The sequence below is a fragment of the Massilia sp. HP4 genome (genome assembly GCF_005222695.1).
Taxonomy (GTDB): domain Bacteria; phylum Pseudomonadota; class Gammaproteobacteria; order Burkholderiales; family Burkholderiaceae_D; genus Telluria.
In genome coordinates this window covers 75,640-93,240 of record NZ_STGG01000003.1, presented here as the reverse complement: position 1 = coordinate 93,240, position 17,601 = coordinate 75,640, and the positions used below count along the sequence as shown (strand labels likewise).

Annotated in this window: 14 protein-coding genes; 8 read left to right on the top strand and 6 right to left on the bottom strand. The window is 63.2% G+C overall.

Features of this window, described 5'->3' with window-relative positions:
• Positions 1 to 10: 10 nt before the first annotated feature.
• The 3 genes from E8M83_RS00920 to E8M83_RS00910 all read left to right on the top strand — a co-directional run bounded on the left by E8M83_RS00920 (position 11) and on the right by E8M83_RS00910 (position 3,192).
• Positions 11 to 1,039 carry an aldo/keto reductase gene (locus E8M83_RS00920; protein WP_137171517.1) on the top strand — a complete coding sequence of 343 codons (1,029 nt, stop codon included), beginning with the start codon at positions 11 to 13 and terminating at the stop codon, positions 1,037 to 1,039.
• Positions 1,040 to 1,195: 156 nt separating this feature from the next.
• Positions 1,196 to 2,221: a DNA polymerase IV gene (gene dinB / locus E8M83_RS00915; RefSeq protein WP_373995024.1), complete on the top strand. Its 1,026-nt coding sequence runs from the start codon at positions 1,196 to 1,198 to the stop codon at positions 2,219 to 2,221.
• A 74-nt stretch (positions 2,222 to 2,295) separates the two neighbouring features.
• Positions 2,296 to 3,192, top strand: coding sequence for a recombination-associated protein RdgC (locus E8M83_RS00910; RefSeq protein WP_137171516.1), 897 nt, complete (start codon positions 2,296 to 2,298; stop codon positions 3,190 to 3,192).
• 120 nt (positions 3,193 to 3,312) lie between these two features.
• Here the strand turns inward: E8M83_RS00910 and E8M83_RS00905 are convergent, their stop codons facing one another.
• Positions 3,313 to 4,950 carry a catalase gene (locus E8M83_RS00905; protein WP_137171515.1) on the bottom strand — a complete coding sequence of 546 codons (1,638 nt, stop codon included), beginning with the start codon at positions 4,948 to 4,950 and terminating at the stop codon, positions 3,313 to 3,315.
• 114 nt (positions 4,951 to 5,064) lie between these two features.
• Positions 5,065 to 5,550, bottom strand: coding sequence for an asparaginase domain-containing protein (locus tag E8M83_RS00900; protein WP_137171514.1), 486 nt, complete (start codon positions 5,548 to 5,550; stop codon positions 5,065 to 5,067).
• Positions 5,551 to 5,688: 138 nt separating this feature from the next.
• Here E8M83_RS00900 and E8M83_RS00895 point away from each other — a divergent pair, with 138 nt between their 5' ends.
• Entirely contained in the window at positions 5,689 to 6,444 is a 756-nt protein-coding gene (locus tag E8M83_RS00895) for an L-asparaginase (RefSeq protein WP_137171513.1), read from the top strand.
• A gap of 24 nt (positions 6,445 to 6,468) precedes the next feature.
• Here E8M83_RS00895 and E8M83_RS00890 read toward each other — a convergent pair whose 3' ends face one another.
• Complete coding sequence (locus E8M83_RS00890) at positions 6,469 to 7,461, bottom strand: D-2-hydroxyacid dehydrogenase family protein (RefSeq protein WP_137171512.1); 993 nt, start codon at positions 7,459 to 7,461, stop codon at positions 6,469 to 6,471.
• A gap of 355 nt (positions 7,462 to 7,816) precedes the next feature.
• Here E8M83_RS00890 and E8M83_RS00885 point away from each other — a divergent pair, with 355 nt between their 5' ends.
• Positions 7,817 to 9,682: a phosphoenolpyruvate carboxykinase (GTP) gene (locus E8M83_RS00885; RefSeq protein WP_137171511.1), complete on the top strand. Its 1,866-nt coding sequence runs from the start codon at positions 7,817 to 7,819 to the stop codon at positions 9,680 to 9,682.
• 105 nt (positions 9,683 to 9,787) lie between these two features.
• On the opposite strand, the gene uvrA is transcribed toward E8M83_RS00885, so the two are convergent.
• Positions 9,788 to 12,637, bottom strand: a complete 2,850-nt coding sequence (uvrA, locus tag E8M83_RS00880; protein WP_137171510.1) for an excinuclease ABC subunit UvrA — start codon at positions 12,635 to 12,637, stop codon at positions 9,788 to 9,790.
• 356 nt (positions 12,638 to 12,993) lie between these two features.
• Between uvrA and E8M83_RS00875 the strand changes: the two genes are divergently transcribed.
• Positions 12,994 to 13,719: an acetyltransferase gene (locus tag E8M83_RS00875; protein ID WP_137171509.1), complete on the top strand. Its 726-nt coding sequence runs from the start codon at positions 12,994 to 12,996 to the stop codon at positions 13,717 to 13,719.
• 169 nt (positions 13,720 to 13,888) lie between these two features.
• On the top strand, positions 13,889 to 14,395 hold the full coding sequence (gene ssb / locus E8M83_RS00870) for a single-stranded DNA-binding protein (RefSeq protein WP_137171508.1): 507 nt from the start codon (positions 13,889 to 13,891) through the stop codon (positions 14,393 to 14,395).
• Positions 14,396 to 14,488: 93 nt separating this feature from the next.
• Here the strand turns inward: ssb and E8M83_RS00865 are convergent, their stop codons facing one another.
• Positions 14,489 to 14,731, bottom strand: a complete 243-nt coding sequence (locus E8M83_RS00865) for a hypothetical protein (protein WP_137171507.1) — start codon at positions 14,729 to 14,731, stop codon at positions 14,489 to 14,491.
• Positions 14,732 to 14,903: 172 nt separating this feature from the next.
• Here E8M83_RS00865 and E8M83_RS00860 point away from each other — a divergent pair, with 172 nt between their 5' ends.
• Entirely contained in the window at positions 14,904 to 16,304 is a 1,401-nt protein-coding gene (locus tag E8M83_RS00860) for a PLP-dependent aminotransferase family protein (protein ID WP_170976645.1), read from the top strand.
• Between the two features lie 44 nt (positions 16,305 to 16,348).
• Here E8M83_RS00860 and E8M83_RS00855 read toward each other — a convergent pair whose 3' ends face one another.
• Positions 16,349 to 17,599, bottom strand: coding sequence for an ROK family transcriptional regulator (locus tag E8M83_RS00855; protein WP_137171506.1), 1,251 nt, complete (start codon positions 17,597 to 17,599; stop codon positions 16,349 to 16,351).
• Between the last annotated feature and the right edge of the window lie 2 nt (positions 17,600 to 17,601).

The window sequence follows — 17,601 nt, the reverse complement described above, 5'->3', positions numbered from 1 at the left end:
GGTCTCTCTCATGCAATACCGACGACTCGGCAATAGCGGCATCATCGTTTCTCGCCTGTGCCTGGGCGCCATGACCTTCGGCGGCGCAGCCACGCCGCCCTACGACAAGGTGGGCGGCCTGGACCTGGCGGCCACCGAACGCCTGGTAGGCACGGCGCTCGATGCCGGCATCAACTTCATCGACACCGCCGACGTGTATGCCGACGGCGAATCCGAAAGCCTGCTGGGCCAGGCCCTGGCGGGCCGGCGCGAACAGGTGGTGCTGGCCACTAAATTCCATGCCCCGATGGGCAAGGGGCCGAACGACGCCGGGCAGTCGCGCCTGCACCTGACGCGCGCGCTCGAGGCCAGCCTGCGGCGACTGAAAACGGACCACATCGACCTGTACCAGATCCATAACGTCGATGCGCTCACGCCGATGGAGGAAACCCTGCGCGCGCTGGACGACGCGGTGCGGGCCGGGAAGATCCGCTACATCGGCTGCTCGAACCTGTCCGCCTGGCAGACCGCCAAGGCGCTCGGCGTATCGAGGTTGCATGGCTGGTCGTCGTATGTGTCGGTGCAGGCCTGCTATTCGCTGGCGGTGCGCGACATCGAGCGCGAGATCCTGCCGCAGGTGCAGGATGCGCAACTCGGGCTGATGGCCTGGAGCCCGCTGGCCGGCGGCCTGTTGTCGGGCAAGTTCGATCGCGAAGGCAGCAGCGATCCGGCGGCGCGCCGCATCCACATCGACTTCCCGCCGATCGAACCGGAGCACGGCTACACCGTGATCGACGCCGTCAAGCGCGTGGCGGCGCGGCTCGAGGCCACGCCGGCCCAGGTGGCGCTGGCCTGGCTGCTGGCGCGGCCCGGCGTGACCACCGCCATCGTCGGCGCGCGCCGTCCGGAGCAGTTGCAGGATAATCTGCGGGCGCTCGGGCTGGCGCTGGGTGAGCAGGACATGGCGGAACTCGATGCAGCCAGCAGCCTGCCGACGTATTACCCGGCCTGGGTCCAGGCGATGACCAACGTCCACCGCGACGGCTTCCTGGCGCGCTAGCGGCTTGCGCCAAACGGGATTTCGGACGATACTGTATGCAATTACAGTATCGTCCCCATCAGGTATATCTCGCCATGGGGCGGCCTCGCCAGCGTGAACGCCCCAGCCCGAAAAATCATCCACTGCGATTGCGATTGCTTCTATGCGTCGGTCGAGATGCGCGACGATCCATCGTTGCGCGGCCGTCCTCTGGCGGTCGGCGGCCGGCCCGACCAGCGCGGCGTGGTCGCGACCTGCAATTACGAGGCGCGCCGCTACGGCATCCATTCGGCGATGGCCACCGCCACCGCCATCAAGCTGTGTCCCGATCTGCTGGTGATCCCGCCGGCGATGGAGAAGTACCGCATCGCCTCGCGCCAGATCATGGACATCTACCAGGACTACACCGAGCTGGTAGAACCGCTGTCGCTCGACGAAGCCTATCTCGACGTCACCGATTCGCCGCACTGCAAGGGCAGCGCGACCCTGATCGCGCAAGAGATCAGGCGCCGCATTTTTGACACCGTCGGCATCACCGCCTCGGCCGGCGTGGCGCCGAACAAGTTCGTGGCCAAGATCGCCAGCGACTGGAACAAGCCGGATGGGCTGTTCCTGGTGCGGCCCGACGAGGTCGACGCGTTTGTTGCGGCGCTGCCGGTCAAGAAGCTGCATGGCGTGGGCAAGGTGACGGCCGAAAAGATGAACCGGCTCGGCCTGCAAACCTGCGCCGACCTGCGCGGCTGGAGCATGGACAAGCTGCAAGAACACTTCGGCAGCTTCGGGGCCCGTTTATACGACCTGAGCCGCGGCATCGACCATCGCGAAGTGAACGTCTCGCGCGAGCGCAAGTCGATCAGCACCGAAGAAACCTATACGCCCGACGTGCCCGACCTGGCTGCTTGCCTTGCCTTGCTGCCCGAGCTGGTCGAGCACCTGCTGGGCCGCATCAAGCGGGCGAATGCCGAAAAATTCATCAACAAGCTGTTTGTAAAAATTAAATTTTCGGACTTCCAGCAGACGACGGTCGAGTGCGTGGGCTACGCGCCACATATCCCGACCTATGCGCGCCTGATGGAAACCGGCTGGGCGAGAGCCAGCCGCCCGGTGCGCCTGCTGGGCGTGGGGGTACGCCTGAGTGATACCGAAATCGTCGAGCAGCTGCGGCTGTTCGACGATTCTCTGGACGACTCGACAACAAGCTGACATTTTTGGTCGTTCAAGCTGCTCAGCAGCGTAAAATGTCGTTCCCAAGAAATACTGAAACAATCGGATAATCTATGTGGTTCAAGAATTTACAGATCTACCGTCTGCCGGCCCCATGGGCCTATACCCCTGAACAACTGGAAAAAGCCCTCGAGCCGCAGAGCTTTGTGCCTGCCACCAGCAATGAATTGCTGCGCCAGGGCTGGGATGCACCGCGTCCAAACGGCGGCCTGGTCCATGTGGTCAACAAGCAGATGCTGATCATGCTGGGCACCGAGAAGAAACTGCTGCCGGCATCGGTCATCAACCAGGTGGCCAAGGCCAAGGCGGCCGAGATGGAAGAGCAGCAGGGCTTCCCGCCTGGTAAAAAGGCAATGAAGGAACTGAAGGAGCGCGTGGCCGACGAACTGCTGCCGCGCGCCTTCACCCTGCGCAGCAATGTCTGGACCTGGATCGATCCGGTCAATGGCTGGCTGGTGGTCGATGCCGCCAGCCCGGCCAAGGCCGACGACGTGGTCAAGCTGCTGCTCAAGGCCGTCGACAAGATGCCGCTGGAGTCGCTGCGCGTGCAGAAGTCGCCGGTGGCCGTGATGACCGGCTGGCTGGAAGCCGATGAAGCGCCGTATGGCTTCACGATCGACCAGGACACCGAGCTGCGCGCGACCGGCGAAAGCCGCGCCGCCGTGCGTTACGTCAAGCACACGCTGGAGCCGGACGACATCCGCCGCCACATCGCCGCCGGCAAGCAGTGCACCCGCCTGGCCATGACCTGGAACGACCGCGTCAGCTTCGTGCTGACCGAATCGCTGGCGATCAAGGGCATCAAGCCGCTGGACGTGATCAAGGAAGGCGAGAGCCCGACCTATAACGACGATGAGCGTTTCGATAACGATATCGTGCTGATGACGGGTGAGCTGGCCAAGTTGCTGGCCGATGTAGTCGAGGCGCTGGGCGGCGAAGCCAAGGCGTAATCTGCATTCGTGACCGCCGGTAGGGTTCGCGGCTCTGCCGCCGACGCGGTCAACCGGCATTTGCATGCCGCATGGCCGGTCATATGCCGGTTGAACGCGTCGGCGGGGAACCCGCCAACCCTACTTCATTGCGACTTCTTCGCTGGTGGCAGGTTCCGTCCTGCTCCCTGAACCGCCATTCTCCAGCTCCCCGCTGGTATAGGTCGCCCCCTGCCGATCCTCATGCGGCGCCGGACGGTTCGGCAACGGCGGCAAGGCCCTGGCCTTCTCCAGGTCGATCCCGGCAACCTCGGCCACGCGGCGGCCGTAATCCTCGTCGCAGTGCCACAGATGCCACACCATGCGCAGCTGGATCGGTTCCGGGCATTGTTTCAGGTCGCCGCCGACATTGTTGACCAGGTCGTCGCGCTCCCAGTCCTCGAAAGTGCGGTAGCGCGCACCGGCCTGCTTGTAGTCGTCGCGCGTGGTCGTGGTCTGGTAGCGGCCCAGGTGGCCCTCGACCCACGGACGGTATTCGTAGCCCGGCGTATCCCCTTCCTGGTAGCCGCCCATCAGGCTCGGCTCGTAGTTGATGTGCTTGTTCTCATCCTGCGCGCCATATACGCCGTCCACGTAAAAAGTCATCTGGCCGTCGCGCTGGTTGGTGCGCGCCTTGGCTTTTTCTTGCGGGGCATTGATCGGCAATTGCAGGTAATTGGGTCCGACGCGGTAGCGCTGGGTATCCGAATACGAGAGGGTACGGCCCTGCAGCATCTTGTCGTCCGAGAAGTCGATGCCGTCGACCAGCACGCCGGTGCCGAAGGCCGACTGCTCGGTCTCGGCGAACACATTGTCCGGGTTCTTGTTGAGCACCATGCGGCCCACCGGCAGCAGCGGGAACTGGTCTTCCGGCCAGCGCTTGGTATCGTCCAGCGGGTCGAAGTCGAGTTCGGGATGGTCGCCATCGGCCATGATCTGGACGCAGAATTCCCATTCCGGATAATCGCCGCGCGCGATTGCGTCGTACAGGTCGCGCGTGGCGTGGCTGGTGTCGCGGCCCTGGATCTCGGCGGCCTGGCCAGCCGTCAGGTTGCGCACGCCCTGCTTGGGCTGCCAGTGGAATTTCACCAGGTGGGCCAGCCCCTGGTCGTTCACCAGTTTATAGGTGTTGACGCCCGACCCTTCCATCTCGCGGTAGTTGGCTGGAATGCCCCATGGGCTCTTGACCCAGGTGACCATGTGCAGCGCTTCGGGATGGCTGCAGATGAAATCATAGAAGCGCCATGGCTCTTGCTGGTTGGTGACGGGATCGGGCTTGAAGGCGTGGATCATGTCCGGGAACTTGATCGCGTCGCGGATGAAGAAGACCTTGAGGTTATTGCCGACCAGGTCCCAGTTGCCGTCGACGGTCTTGAGCTTGACCGCGAAGCCGCGCGGATCGCGTGCCGTTTCTGGCGACTCCTTACCGCCGATCACGGTCGAGAAGCGAACGAATACGGGAGTTTGTACGCCAGTCTCGTTGAGCACGCGTGCGCTCGTGTAAGTGGAGGCCGGCTCATCGCCGATCTTGCCATAGGCTTCGAAATAACCGTGGGCGCCGGTGCCGCGCGCATGCACGACGCGCTCGGGAATGCGCTCGCGGTCGAAGTGGGTGATCTTCTCGATGAACTGGTAGTTCTCGAGCGTGGCCGGGCCGCGTTCGCCGACCGAGCGCAGGGACTGGTTGTCGCGGACGGGATGACCCTGGCGCGTGGTCAGCGTGGGACGCTTCTCATTCATTGTCTTCTCCTTTGAAGCAGGTGTCGAGAAGGCCAGTATAGGAAGTCGAACGCGAAGGCAGCGCGCGGCTGCCTTCGCTTTTAATCCTCGTCAAACACGTCGTGGAACTACTGCTTACAGCTGCTGGAACACGCCTTCGCTGCGGTTCTTGGTCACGTTATCCCATGGGAATACCTGGCCGTTCATGGCGACGTAGACGCCGGCCGGCAAGGTCTGCGCCACGCCGCAGGCAAAGCCCAGGTTGAACAGCGCGTCCGAGTTGGCGATCGAATAAGGGATCATGGCGCCGGTCAGCACGATGGTCTGGTCGAGTTTGGCTGCGCCGAGCACGGCAGCCGTCTCGCGCATGGTGTCGGTGCCGTGGATGATCACGACGGCTTTCTCGCTGGCGCCCTTGCACGAGGCCAGTACGCGCTCGCGGTCGCTGTCTTGCATGTCGAGCGAGTCGAGCAGCGGCAGCACGTCGAGCGCGACCGGCACCGTCATGCGGCTGCGTTTGATAACCCCTGGCAAATGGCTCTCAGCAAAGCCGAGCACGCCGTTCAATTCGTTATAGTGCTTGTCGAAAGTGCCACCGGTGGCGATGATTCGCAAAGTCATGTTGGTTTATCCACTCGCAGAAAAAAGGTGCGTCATGATAGCCGCAAACGATAGTGTATCCGACTGTGACTGCGCTAGAATCGTCAGGATTGGATGAGTACACTCATCGGATTTTCTTCCTCCACTATCCTTGTTCCCATGAAAACCGTCGCACCCGGAACCGTCATTTTCCACCGCCATCGAGGCTATGGCGTGATCACCCACGTTAACCTTCTGACCGGCTGGATCTCGGCGCGTTTCAACGACGAGGCACGCGCGCTCGACCTGAACCTGTCGAGCGACGAGGTGCAGCATGCCGACGGCGAGCCGATCCTGTTCCGGCGTGCGCCGCCCGACCGCATGCCGCATGCGCGCCTGATGGCGGTGGTGCGTGCACTGCATGAGGCCGGCTACCAGAAGCTGTACCTGTATTCCTGGCCCAAGCCGTCCGGCCTGCACTGGCGCTGGCACCTGTTCACGGGGCCGCGCAACTGGATGCAGCGCACCTGGCGCGAAGGCTGGTATGGCTCTGGCGCCGAATACAACAATAATCCCGTGATGGGTTGGGGCGATGTGCCGGGCGCCACGACCGAAGAACTGATCCATGCGCTGGCGAAATTCGATCCGCAAGGGCTGGCGCAGGCGCTGGGCCGCGACGAAGACCATACCGCCTGGTTCGCACAAGCTTGCGACTTGCTGCTGCCGGGATACATGTACAGCCTCAATATGGAGCGCCCCGCGGGCGGCGGACTGGTCGAGGCGCCTGCGGTGCCGATCGTGCCGGTACGCGCCGGCCTCAAGCCCTATACCGGGCGCGACATCGGCTGGCCGCCGGGCTGGGCTGGACTCTGGACCGGCACCCATGTGATGCCTGCGCCCAAAATCCACCTCACGGGCGAGCCCGAACTGCGCTGAGCGCGCGGCCGGGCTGTTTCATTTTCAGCGCTTGCCCAGCGATGCCGGATTGAGGATGTTCGCGGGTTCGCCTTGGGCGAACTTTACGATGTTCTCGAACGCCGCCTTGAAATAGAGCTCGTAGCTGTCCTGCTCGACATAGCCCAGGTGCGGCGTGGCCAGCACCGTCGGGATGCGCAGCAGGGGCGCATCCTGCGCCAGCGGTTCGCTGGTGAACACGTCCAGCGCCGCCGTGCCGGGGCGACCTTGTTTTAACGCCCCCTCGAGCGCGTCCGGTGCCACCAGTTCGGCGCGGCTGGTGTTGACGAACAGCGCGTCCGGCTTCATGCGCGCCAGGTCGGCGGCGGTGACGATGCCGCGCGTCGCGTCCGCCAGTCGCAGGTGCAGGCTGAGCACGTCGGCCTGTTCGAACAGCGCTTCGCGCGATGGCGCCGCCTCGAGGCCGTCGGCCACTGCCGCTGCGCGGCTGGCCTCGCTGCCCCAGACCACTACCCGCATCCCGAAGGCACGCGCATAGCCGGCCACCAGCTTGCCGATCTTGCCGTAGCTCCAGAGACCCAAGGTACGGCCGTGCAGCACCCGCCCTACGCCATTGAGCACCGGATTGACGGATGCGGTCTGCCACAAGCCATCCTTCAGATTGCTGGCATAGGGCACGATCTTGCGGCTGGCCGCCATGATCAGGGCCCAGGTGAGCTCGGCCGGTGCGATGGGCGAGCCGACGCCTTCGGCAATCGCGATGCCGTGCCCGGTCGCGGCGGCCACGTCGATGTGGCCGCTGACCTTGCCGGTCTGCGAAATCAGCTTCAGGTTCGGCAGCCTGGCCAGCAGCGCGGCGGGAAAAACGGTGCGCTCGCGGATCAGCACCAGGGCGTCGAACGGCGCCAGGCGGATCGCCAATTGGCCCAGTCCGCGGGGGGAATGGGTGAAGATCTTGACCTTGTGGCCATCGAGCAGTCGAAAGGCGTCAAGACCGCGCACAGCGTCCTGATAATCGTCAAGAATCGCGATTTTCATTGGTGTTATCAGAGTTATATCGATTAAACGTAAACAAATAACAGGATAGGGCATATGCCCAAATAGCCTACTACATTACTAGGGCAATTCTCCTACTTTTTTGTAATAGAAGAGCCCGAAATGCGGTTTTGCGGGTGTACAATCGGCACAGAACTTAAGGGAATGACACGTATCCAACGGTGCTCATGAGACGCACCGATCAGCCTTGCCAGAGGCTGCCGACCCGACCGCTGTCCCACCGCGATCCTGCCACCGGCCGCTTGCCCCCGTCGATCCCGACCGCAGGGCGCCCCGGTCAATGCACGATCCAGCAGCGATCCACCCGAATTCTTTATTGGCATTTGGAGGACTCCCCATGAACCAGCCCGTGATGGGCGGCGTCGCCGCACTGAACGTTCCAGCTTACATCAAACACCAAAAGCTCATCAATTGGGTCGCAGAAATTGCCGCCCTGACCAAGCCTGACAGCATCTACTGGTGCGATGGCTCGGAAGAAGAGTACGACCGCCTGTGCGCGCAGATGGTCGAAGCGGGCACGTTGAAAAAGCTCAATCCCGCCAAGCGTCCGAATTCCTACCTGGCCTGGTCCGACCCGTCGGACGTGGCGCGGGTCGAAGACCGCACCTATATCTGCTCGGCCACCAAGGAGCAGGCAGGCCCGACCAACAACTGGATGGAACCGGCCGAGATGCGCCGCACCCTGCACGGCCTGTTCGACGGATCCATGGCCGGCCGCACGCTGTACGTGGTGCCATTCTCGATGGGCCCGCTGGGCTCGCCGATCGCCCACATCGGCGTGGAACTGTCCGATTCGCCGTATGTCGCTGTGAACATGCGCATCATGACGCGCATGGGCAAGGCCGTGTATGACGTGCTGGGCAGCGACGGTGATTTCGTTCCCTGCGTGCATTCGGTCGGCGCGCCGCTGGCTGCGGGCCAGCAAGATGTCGCCTGGCCATGCAATGCCACCAAGTACATCGTGCACTATCCTGAGACGCGAGAGATCTGGTCGTTCGGCTCGGGCTACGGCGGCAATGCGTTGCTGGGCAAGAAGTGCTTCGCGCTGCGCATCGCGTCGAATATGGGCTATCAAGAAGCGCAGCAGGGCGGCACCGGCTGGCTGGCCGAACACATGCTGATCCTGGGCGTCGAGTCGCCCACCGGCGACAAGCAATATGTCGCGGCGGCCTTCCCTTCGGCCTGCGGCAAGACCAATTTCGCGATGCTGATCCCGCCAAAAGCCTTCGACGGCTGGAAGGTGACGACCATCGGCGACGACATCGCCTGGATCAAGCCGGGCGCGGACGGCAAGCTGGTCGCGATCAATCCAGAGGCAGGTTATTTCGGCGTGGCCCCGGGCACCAATGAAAAAACCAATCCGAACTGCATGGCCTCGCTGCGCGAGAACGTGATCTTCACCAATGTGGCGCTGACCGACGACGGCGACGTGTGGTGGGAAGGCATGACCAAGGAGGCGCCAAGCCACCTGATCGACTGGCAGGGCAAGGACTGGACCCCGGCCTCCGGCACCAAGGCGGCGCACCCGAACGCGCGCTTCACCGTGGCCGCAACGCAAAACCCGGTGATCGACCCGGCCTGGGACGATCCGGCCGGTGTGCCGATCTCGTCCTTCATCTTCGGCGGTCGCCGCTCGACCACGGTGCCACTGGTGACCGAGGCGCGCGACTGGGTCGAAGGTGTCTACATGGCCGCTGCCATGGGCTCGGAAACCACCGCCGCCGCCGCCGGCCAGATGGGTGTGGTGCGCCGCGATCCATTCGCGATGCTGCCCTTCATCGGCTACAACATGAGCGACTACTTCCAGCACTGGCTCGACCTGGGCAAGAAAGTCGCGGCGATCGACGCCGCGGTGCTGCCGAAGATCTTCTGCGTCAACTGGTTCCGCACCGACGACAAGGGCAGCTTCGTGTGGCCGGGCTATGGCGACAATATGCGCGTGCTCAAGTGGATCCTGGATCGTTCCAACGGCGCCACGGGCGGCAGCGAACACCTGTTCGGCACCACGCCGAACTACGCCGACCTGAACTGGGAAGGCGTGGAGTTCAGCGAGCAGCAATTCAAGCAGATCACCTCGATCGACAAGGATGCGTGGCGCGAAGAACTCAAGCTGCACACCGAGCTGTTCGAGAAGCTGGCTTACCACCTGCCGCAAGAGCTGGTGGATACGCGTGACAAGCTGGAGAAACATCTGGCCAATTAAATGGCCGAGTGGGGGAGAGAGCCGCCGTCAAGGCGGCCATATAAAAAAGAACAGGGGCAACGCCGGTGGCGTTGCCCCTGTTTCATTTGGAGCGAGGAATGGCGATCAGCCCTTGAGCAGCGGCTTCAGGTACTTGCCCGTCGGGCTATCCTTGACCTTCGCCACTTGCTCTGGCGTACCCGACGCCACGATCACGCCGCCGCCGGCGCCGCCTTCCGGCCCCAGGTCGACGATCCAGTCCGCGGTCTTGATCACGTCCAGGTTGTGCTCGATGATGGCCAGCGTATTGCCCTGGTCGCGCAGGCGGTGGATCACCTTCAGCAGCAGGTCGATGTCGGCGAAGTGCAGGCCGGTGGTTGGTTCATCGAGGATGTACAAGGTGCGTCCGGTGTCGCGCTTGGACAGCTCGAGCGACAACTTGACGCGCTGGGCTTCGCCGCCCGACAGCGTGGTCGCGCTCTGGCCCAGCTTGATGTAACCCAGGCCAACGTCCAGCAGCGTCTGGAGTTTACGCGCGATGACCGGCACCGGCTTGAAGAACTCGTGCGCATCCTCGACCGTCATGTCCAGCACTTCGGTGATGTTCTTGCTCTTGTACTGCACTTCCAGCGTTTCGCGGTTGTAGCGCTTGCCATGGCAGACGTCGCACGGCACATACACGTCAGGCAAGAAGTGCATCTCGACCTTGATCACGCCATCGCCCTGGCAGGCTTCGCAGCGGCCGCCCTTGACGTTGAACGAGAAGCGCCCGGCGCTGTAGCCGCGTTCCTTGGCGGTCGGCACGGTCGCGAACAGGTCGCGGATCGGCGTGAACAGGCCGGTGTAGGTTGCCGGATTCGAGCGCGGCGTGCGGCCGATCGGCGCCTGGTCGACCGAGATCACCTTGTCGAAGTGTTCCAGGCCGTGGATCGAGCTGTGCTCGGCCGGCTCGGTCTGCGAACCGTACAGGTGGCGCGACAGCGCCGGATACAGCGTGTCGTTGATCAGCGTCGATTTGCCCGAACCCGATACGCCCGTCACGCAAGTCATCAGGCCCACCGGCAGGGTCAGGGTCACGTCCTTGAGGTTATTCCCCTTCGCGCCGGTAATCACCAGCTGGCGCGCAGGGTCGGCCTTGGTACGCTTTTTCGGCACCTCGATCTTGCGCCGGCCGTCCAGGTATTGCGCGGTGACCGAATGCTCGTTGTTCATGATCTGCTCGAGCGTACCTTCGGCAATGATCTGCCCGCCGTGCACGCCCGCACCCGGACCCATGTCGACGATGTAGTCGGCGGTGCGGATCGCGTCTTCATCGTGCTCGACCACCAGCACGCTATTGCCGATGTCGCGCAAATGCTTCAGGGTCGCGATCAGGCGATCGTTGTCGCGCTGGTGCAGGCCGATCGACGGTTCATCGAGCACATACATGACGCCGGTCAGGCCCGAGCCGATCTGCGACGCCAGGCGGATACGCTGGGCCTCGCCGCCCGACAGCGTATCGGCGCTGCGGTCGAGCGACAGGTAATCCAGGCCGACGTTGTTCAGGAACTTGAGGCGCGAAATGATTTCCTTGATCACGCGCTCGGCGATGTCCTTCTTGGCGCCAGTCAGCTCCAGGGTCTCGAAGAAATTCAATGTTTCGCGCAGGGGCCGATCCGACACTTCGTAGATCGCGCGCTGCTGGGCGCCGTGGCCGATTTTCACGAAACGCGCTTCGGTGCGCAGGCGCGCGCCTTCGCAAGCCGGGCATTTCTTTTCGTTGATGAACTTGGCCAGCTCTTCCTTGACCGCCATCGAATCGGTTTCGCGATAGCGCCGCTGCAGGTTGTTGACCACGCCTTCGAAGGTATGCTCGCGGATCACGGTGCGGCCGCGTTCGTTGACATAGCTGAACGGGATCGCGGTCTTGCCTGAGCCGTAGAGCACGGCTTCTTGCGAGGTCTTCGGCAATTGCTCGAAAGGCTTGTCGAGGTCGAAGTCGTAATGCGCCGCCAGGCTTTGCAGCATCTGGAAGTAGAACTGGTTGCGGCGGTCCCAGCCCTTGACGGCGCCGGAAGCGAGCGACAGGTGCGGGAAGGCCACGACCCGCTTCGGATCGAAGAACTCGATATGGCCCAGGCCATCGCATTCCTGGCAGGCGCCCATCGGGTTATTGAACGAGAACAGGCGTGGTTCCAGCTCTTGCAGCGAGTAGCCGCAAACATTGCAGGCGAACTTGTTCGAGAAGACGGTTTCCTTCTCGGTGTCCATTTCGTAGGCCACGGCGCGGCCATCGGCCAGGCGCAGGGCGGTCTCGAAGCTTTCGGCCAGGCGCTGCTTGATGTCCGGGTTCACTTTCACCCGGTCGATCACGACGTCGATGCTGTGCTTCTCGGTCTTCTTGAGCTTGGGCAGTTCGTCGATCTCATGGATCTTGGCGGCGTTGACGCCGCTGGCGACGCGAAAGCGCACGAAACCCTGGGCCTGCATGGCCTGGAACAGGTCGCCGTGCTCGCCCTTGCGGCCGGCCACGACCGGCGCCAGGATCATCAGCTTGGTGCCCTCAGGCATGGCCAGCACCGCATCGACCATCTGCGATACGGTCTGGGCCGACAGCGGCTCATGCGGGTGCTGCGGGCAATACGGCGTGCCGACGCGCGCGTACAGCAGGCGCAGGTAGTCGTGGATCTCGGTGACGGTGCCGACGGTCGAGCGCGGATTGTGCGAGGTCGCTTTCTGCTCGATCGAGATGGCCGGCGACAGGCCTTCGATCAGGTCGACGTCGGGCTTTTCCATCAGCTGCAGGAACTGGCGCGCATAGGCCGACAGCGATTCGACATAGCGGCGCTGGCCTTCGGCATACAGGGTGTCGAAGGCGAGCGAGGATTTGCCCGAGCCCGACAGGCCGGTGATCACGATCAGCTTGTTGCGCGGCAGGTCGAGATTGATGTTCTTCAGATTGTGCGTGCGGGCACCACGAATGCGAATTTCTTCCATTAAGTTCGGCAGACTTTCTATCAGTTTTTGCGGGGCCGCAGACGCCAGAAGCGCAGTAAGCGGGCCAATCGGGGAGAACCCGTAAGTGTAGCGCGTTTTTGTTTCGGCTGTACATCTATCCAGTGGTTGGCGTACAGCGATGCTTGAAAAGCAAGCTTCCTGAAACTTCAGCATCAGGACAATAGCGTCCGAGCTATGTGGGCATCTCACCAGGCGCTTCAATGGCAAATCGTTCAGGATCCGAAAATAAATGGCGTTGCCCGGCGCGATGATCCATGGCGTCATTCTTGACGTGGTAGAGTCGGGATGATGTTGCCTCAGGTTACAATTCACTTCTTTAGGCGAGGATGTTGGCGATGCAGATTTACACCGAAGACGACTTCAGCGGCGAAGTGCCGGACCATCCATGGGCGGCGCAATTCGTCGTCATGTCGTATGCAAGCGGGGGCTTCAGCAGCATTCCTCACGGATTTTTCCGTGACTGGCTTGACCAGGAGGCCGCCCATGGTCACTGCTATATCGGGCGCTGCTCGGGATTCGGCGTCGGTTCCATCGCCAAGTATGACGCGGGACACCAGAACCTGGCCGTGGGGCGGTTCGTCGCCGGCGGCCTGCGCCTGCGCTTCCTGTTGAACGGCCAGCACGACATGAGGACTATTTCGACCTGCATGTTCTCGGTCCATGGCATGGGTTTGCGCAATGTCCCGCCGCCGCAGTTTGCCGATACCGTCATCAAGAACGATGTGTGGATCGGCGACGAGGTGATGGTGCTTGGTGGAAGCATTATCGAGAACGGCTGCGTGATCGGCGCCCGTTCCGTCCTGCCGCCGAACTTCCGTTCCGAGCCGTATGGCATCTATGCCGGTTCTCCGGCACGCCTGGTCCGCCACCGTTTTCCAGAAAAGGTGCGCGCCGCGCTGGTCGAACTCGCGTGGTGGGACATGCCGCTGGCCTGGATCCGCGACAATAATGCAGAGTTCTTGCAAGACATGACCGAGGATGAGGATGCGGCGCTGGCAAGCATTGCCAGGTTGATGGAAAGCCGCAAGGCTTACGAAGCCGTGCATGGGCCCCAGACCTGATATCGTGCCCAATTGAGGCAGGTCACCGGCCACGATTTATCGCGTTTCGATGCGTGAAAAACCGCGAATAAATCCTGCTGAACAGGCATAATATCGGGCTGCAGCACATCGTTCCCCGACGCTTAGTCAAGTGCAGAGTCAGGGCTCACCACATTACCAAGGAATTATCATGGCATCAGTTAACAAGGTCATCATCGTCGGCAACCTCGGCCGCGATCCAGAAATCCGCTACATGCCGAGCGGCGACGCCATCGCGAACATCGCGGTCGCTACCTCGTATAAATCGAAAGACCGCAACACCGGCGAGCAGAAAGAGCTGACCGAGTGGCACCGTATTTCCTTCTTCGGCCGCCTGGCTGAAATCGTTGGCCAGTACCTCAAGAAGGGTTCGTCGGTCTACGTTGAAGGCCGCTTGCAGACCCGCAAGTACACCGACAAGGATGGCATCGAGCGCTACGCGACCGACATCATCGCCGAGAACATGCAGATGCTGGGCGGCCGCCAGGGCATGGGCGGCGGCGACAGCATGGGTGGTGGCATGGGCGGCGGCATGGACGACGATTACTCGGCTCCGCAGCGTCCGGCGCCACGCCAGGCACCACCGGCCCCGGCCGCGCGTCCACAGCCGAAACCGGCGCCGAACTTCTCGGATATGGACGACGATATTCCGTTCTAACAACAAAGCTGCTTGTTGTTGCTAAAAGCCCGTTCCTCGAGAGAAGAACGGGCTTTTTTCTTGTCCGGACAGACAGTCGGCCAGGCTTTCCAGTCAGGAGAAGTTCAAGTCCAGGCCGAGCATCGTGGCAAGGTAGAACGTGACAAACCCCAGAACCAGGAGCAACAGCACGAAGAGCAAGGCGATCTTGCCGCCCGCGCGCAGCACCGCGCGCTGCTCCTTCGCCTTGTCCGGGTTCTTTTTTCCCTGGTCGTAATGCCACTTGATGGCGTAGAACATGCCCACGCCTAACACGAGCGCCTTGAACGTGACGAAGACTATCGGGATCCATTCCATGAGTATTTTCCGGGCTATGAGGTGAAACTGAGGAGCACTACCTCAACGCTGCTTTCCGCAGCTTCATTTGCAGATGAGAGAGGAGAAACGCCAGCGACTGCCATGCAAGGATGGTGTCGCAGCATACTTTGAGGCATTCTACTTAAAAGCAATTTCCATACATTGAGACAAAATGTCCCAGTTGAAAACCATACAAGATGACGGCTTGCCAAGCTGGTCGCCGCGCCTGGCCGTGCACGGCGGGCCGCGGTTCTTGCAGATTGCGGATGCCTTGCAGGCGGCGGTGGTGGACGGATCGCTGAAACCGGGTGACCGTCTCCCCCCGCAGCGCCAGTTGGCCGCGCAGCTGGACGTCGACCTGACGACGGTCACGCGTGCCTACGACGAAGCCCGGCGCCGTCACCTGCTGGAGGGCCGCGGCGCCCGGGGCACGTATGTCGCGGCGCCGAAAGTCGAATTGACTTCGATCCTCGACCTGAGCATGAATACCCCACCGCCACCTGAAGGCGTGGACTTCGACGATATGCTGAAACAGGGTTTGTCCCAGGTGCTGATGCGGGCAGATAATGAATTGCTGATGGCCTACCACCTGGGCGGGGGAAGCGATTCCGACCGCAAGGCTGGCGCCAGGTGGCTCGAACCGATGTTCGGCCACCTGGATCCCCGACAGGTGGTGGTCTGTCCGGGTGCGCAAGCGGCGATCGCCGCATCGATTCTCGCATTCACGGAGCCTGGCGACATCATCCTGGCCGAGCCGACGAGTTATCCCGGCCTGCGCGCCGCGGCGACCCAATTCGGCCGGCGCATCGTTGCGGTGGACGCGGACAGGCACGGGATGGTGCCCGAGAGGTTCGAGCAAGCGTGCCGCCAGCACAAGCCCCGGCTGGTCTACCTCAATCCGACCTTGCAGAATCCGACCGCCAGCACCATGCCGGAACGCCGGCGCAAGGAGCTCGCCAGCATCGCGAAGCGCTGCAATGTACGCATCGTCGAGGACGATCCCTACTGGCTCCTTGCCGACGCCCCGCCACCGCCCATTGCCACGTTCGCCCCGGAACAGGTGGTCTACACCTCGACCCTGTCGAAATGCCTGACGCCCGGCTTGCGTGTCGCCTTCGTACTCATACGCGACCCGCACGAGCGCGAACGCTTCCTGGCCGCGCTACGATCGTTTGCGCTGATGGTCGCTCCGCTGACGGCCGCGCTGGCCACCCAATGGATCCTCGACGGTTCGGCAAACCGATTGATGGAAGGCGTACGCAACGAGGCGCGCCTGCGTCACCGGATGGCGCGGGATATCCTGGCGGGGCGCTACAGCGGCTTTGGCGACGGCCTGCATGTCTGGCTCGAGTTGCCGGCGTACTGGAACTCCTCGCAGCTTGCGCGCGCAGCCGACAGCGAGGGCATCGCCGTCACGCCGGCGGAGGCATTCGCAACCGGCAGCGAAACCGTGAATGCCATCCGGATCTCCCTGGGCAGCATCAAGGATCGTGGACGCTTGCAGGCGGGGCTTCAACGGCTGTCGCAACTGCTGGCACGGCGGCCCGAGTCGTTCAGCGCTGCCGTGGTCTAGCTGTCCAGGAAACACCGAATACGATGGCGAGCACCGATCCGGGACTAGCGCCGCGCCGCCTTCAGGAACAAGCCATGCGCCGGCGCGAAGTTGGCGTGCAGCGGCAAATAGGCCGCGCCGATGACCTTGGCCGTCATCCCGATCGTCCCCGCCATGACCAGCGGCCGCTCGGTGCCCTGCCAGCTGTAGCGCGTCATCTGCTCCCGCATCGCCGCGATGAGCCGCTCGAGCAGCGGCCGGCTGACTGCGCCGTCGACGATCACGCCATCGAGGTCGAGCAGGCAGGCCGCGCCGGTCACGCCGAAGGTGATCGCATTGGCCGCCTCGTCGATCCATTGCAGGGTCACGGCTTCCCACGGCCCTGACAGCAGGCGCTCGTCGCTGAACGCCAGCGGCGCCAGGCCGGCCTGGGCATGCATCTCTTCGAGCCGCACCAGCGAGGCCGCGCCGAGCAGCTGCGGTGCGGCGCCGCGTTCTTCGGTTCCCGCCAGGCCAAGCGGCATCGAGCCGATCGCACCGGCGTTGCCGAACTGGCCGCTGTGCGGCTCGCCGTCGATCACCAGGCCGCCGCCGACCAGCGTGTCGACGAACACGTACAGATAGCTTTTCAGCGTGCGTCCGCGCCCGGCCACCAGCTCGGCCACGCAGGCCGCGATCGTGTCCTTGGCGAAGTCGACGCGCAGCTGCGTCATGGCCTGCAAACGGGGGCGCATATCGACCCGGCGCCAGGCCTCGGCATCGGCCGGCAACAGGCTTTCCAGGCCGTGCCAGGTGCCCAGCGTGAGCGGCGCCGCCAGGCCGATGCCGGTCAGGCGCGGCGCCAGTTCGGGGCCGAGAAACGCGTCCACCTCGCGCAGCCGGGCGTCGATGGTGGTGAACACGTGTTCGACCTCCGGGCTGGCGTACGGCGTCGACGATTGCCAGCGCAGCGCACCGGTAAAGTCGAGCAGCACCACGTCCAGCGCGCGCCGGCCGATCTGGATGCCGATCGAGAACGCGCCTTCCGGGTTCAGGGCGATCGGCTGCGACGGCTGGCCGACCTTGCCGCGCACCGAGTCGCGCTTGACCACCAGCTTCTCGTCCAGCAGGCGGTTGATGATCACCGACGCTGTTTGCGTACTGAGCTTGGTCAGGCGCGCGACCTCCGCCTTGGGCAGGCTGCCGTGGGCGCGGATCGCCTGCAGCACGACCCGCTCGTTAAATTCGCGCATGCCGACCTGGTTCGAGCCGACGGTGCGCAGCAGCGGCATATTGGCGGGATCGATGGCGGGTAATGGTGCGTTATGGGGCGGCATGG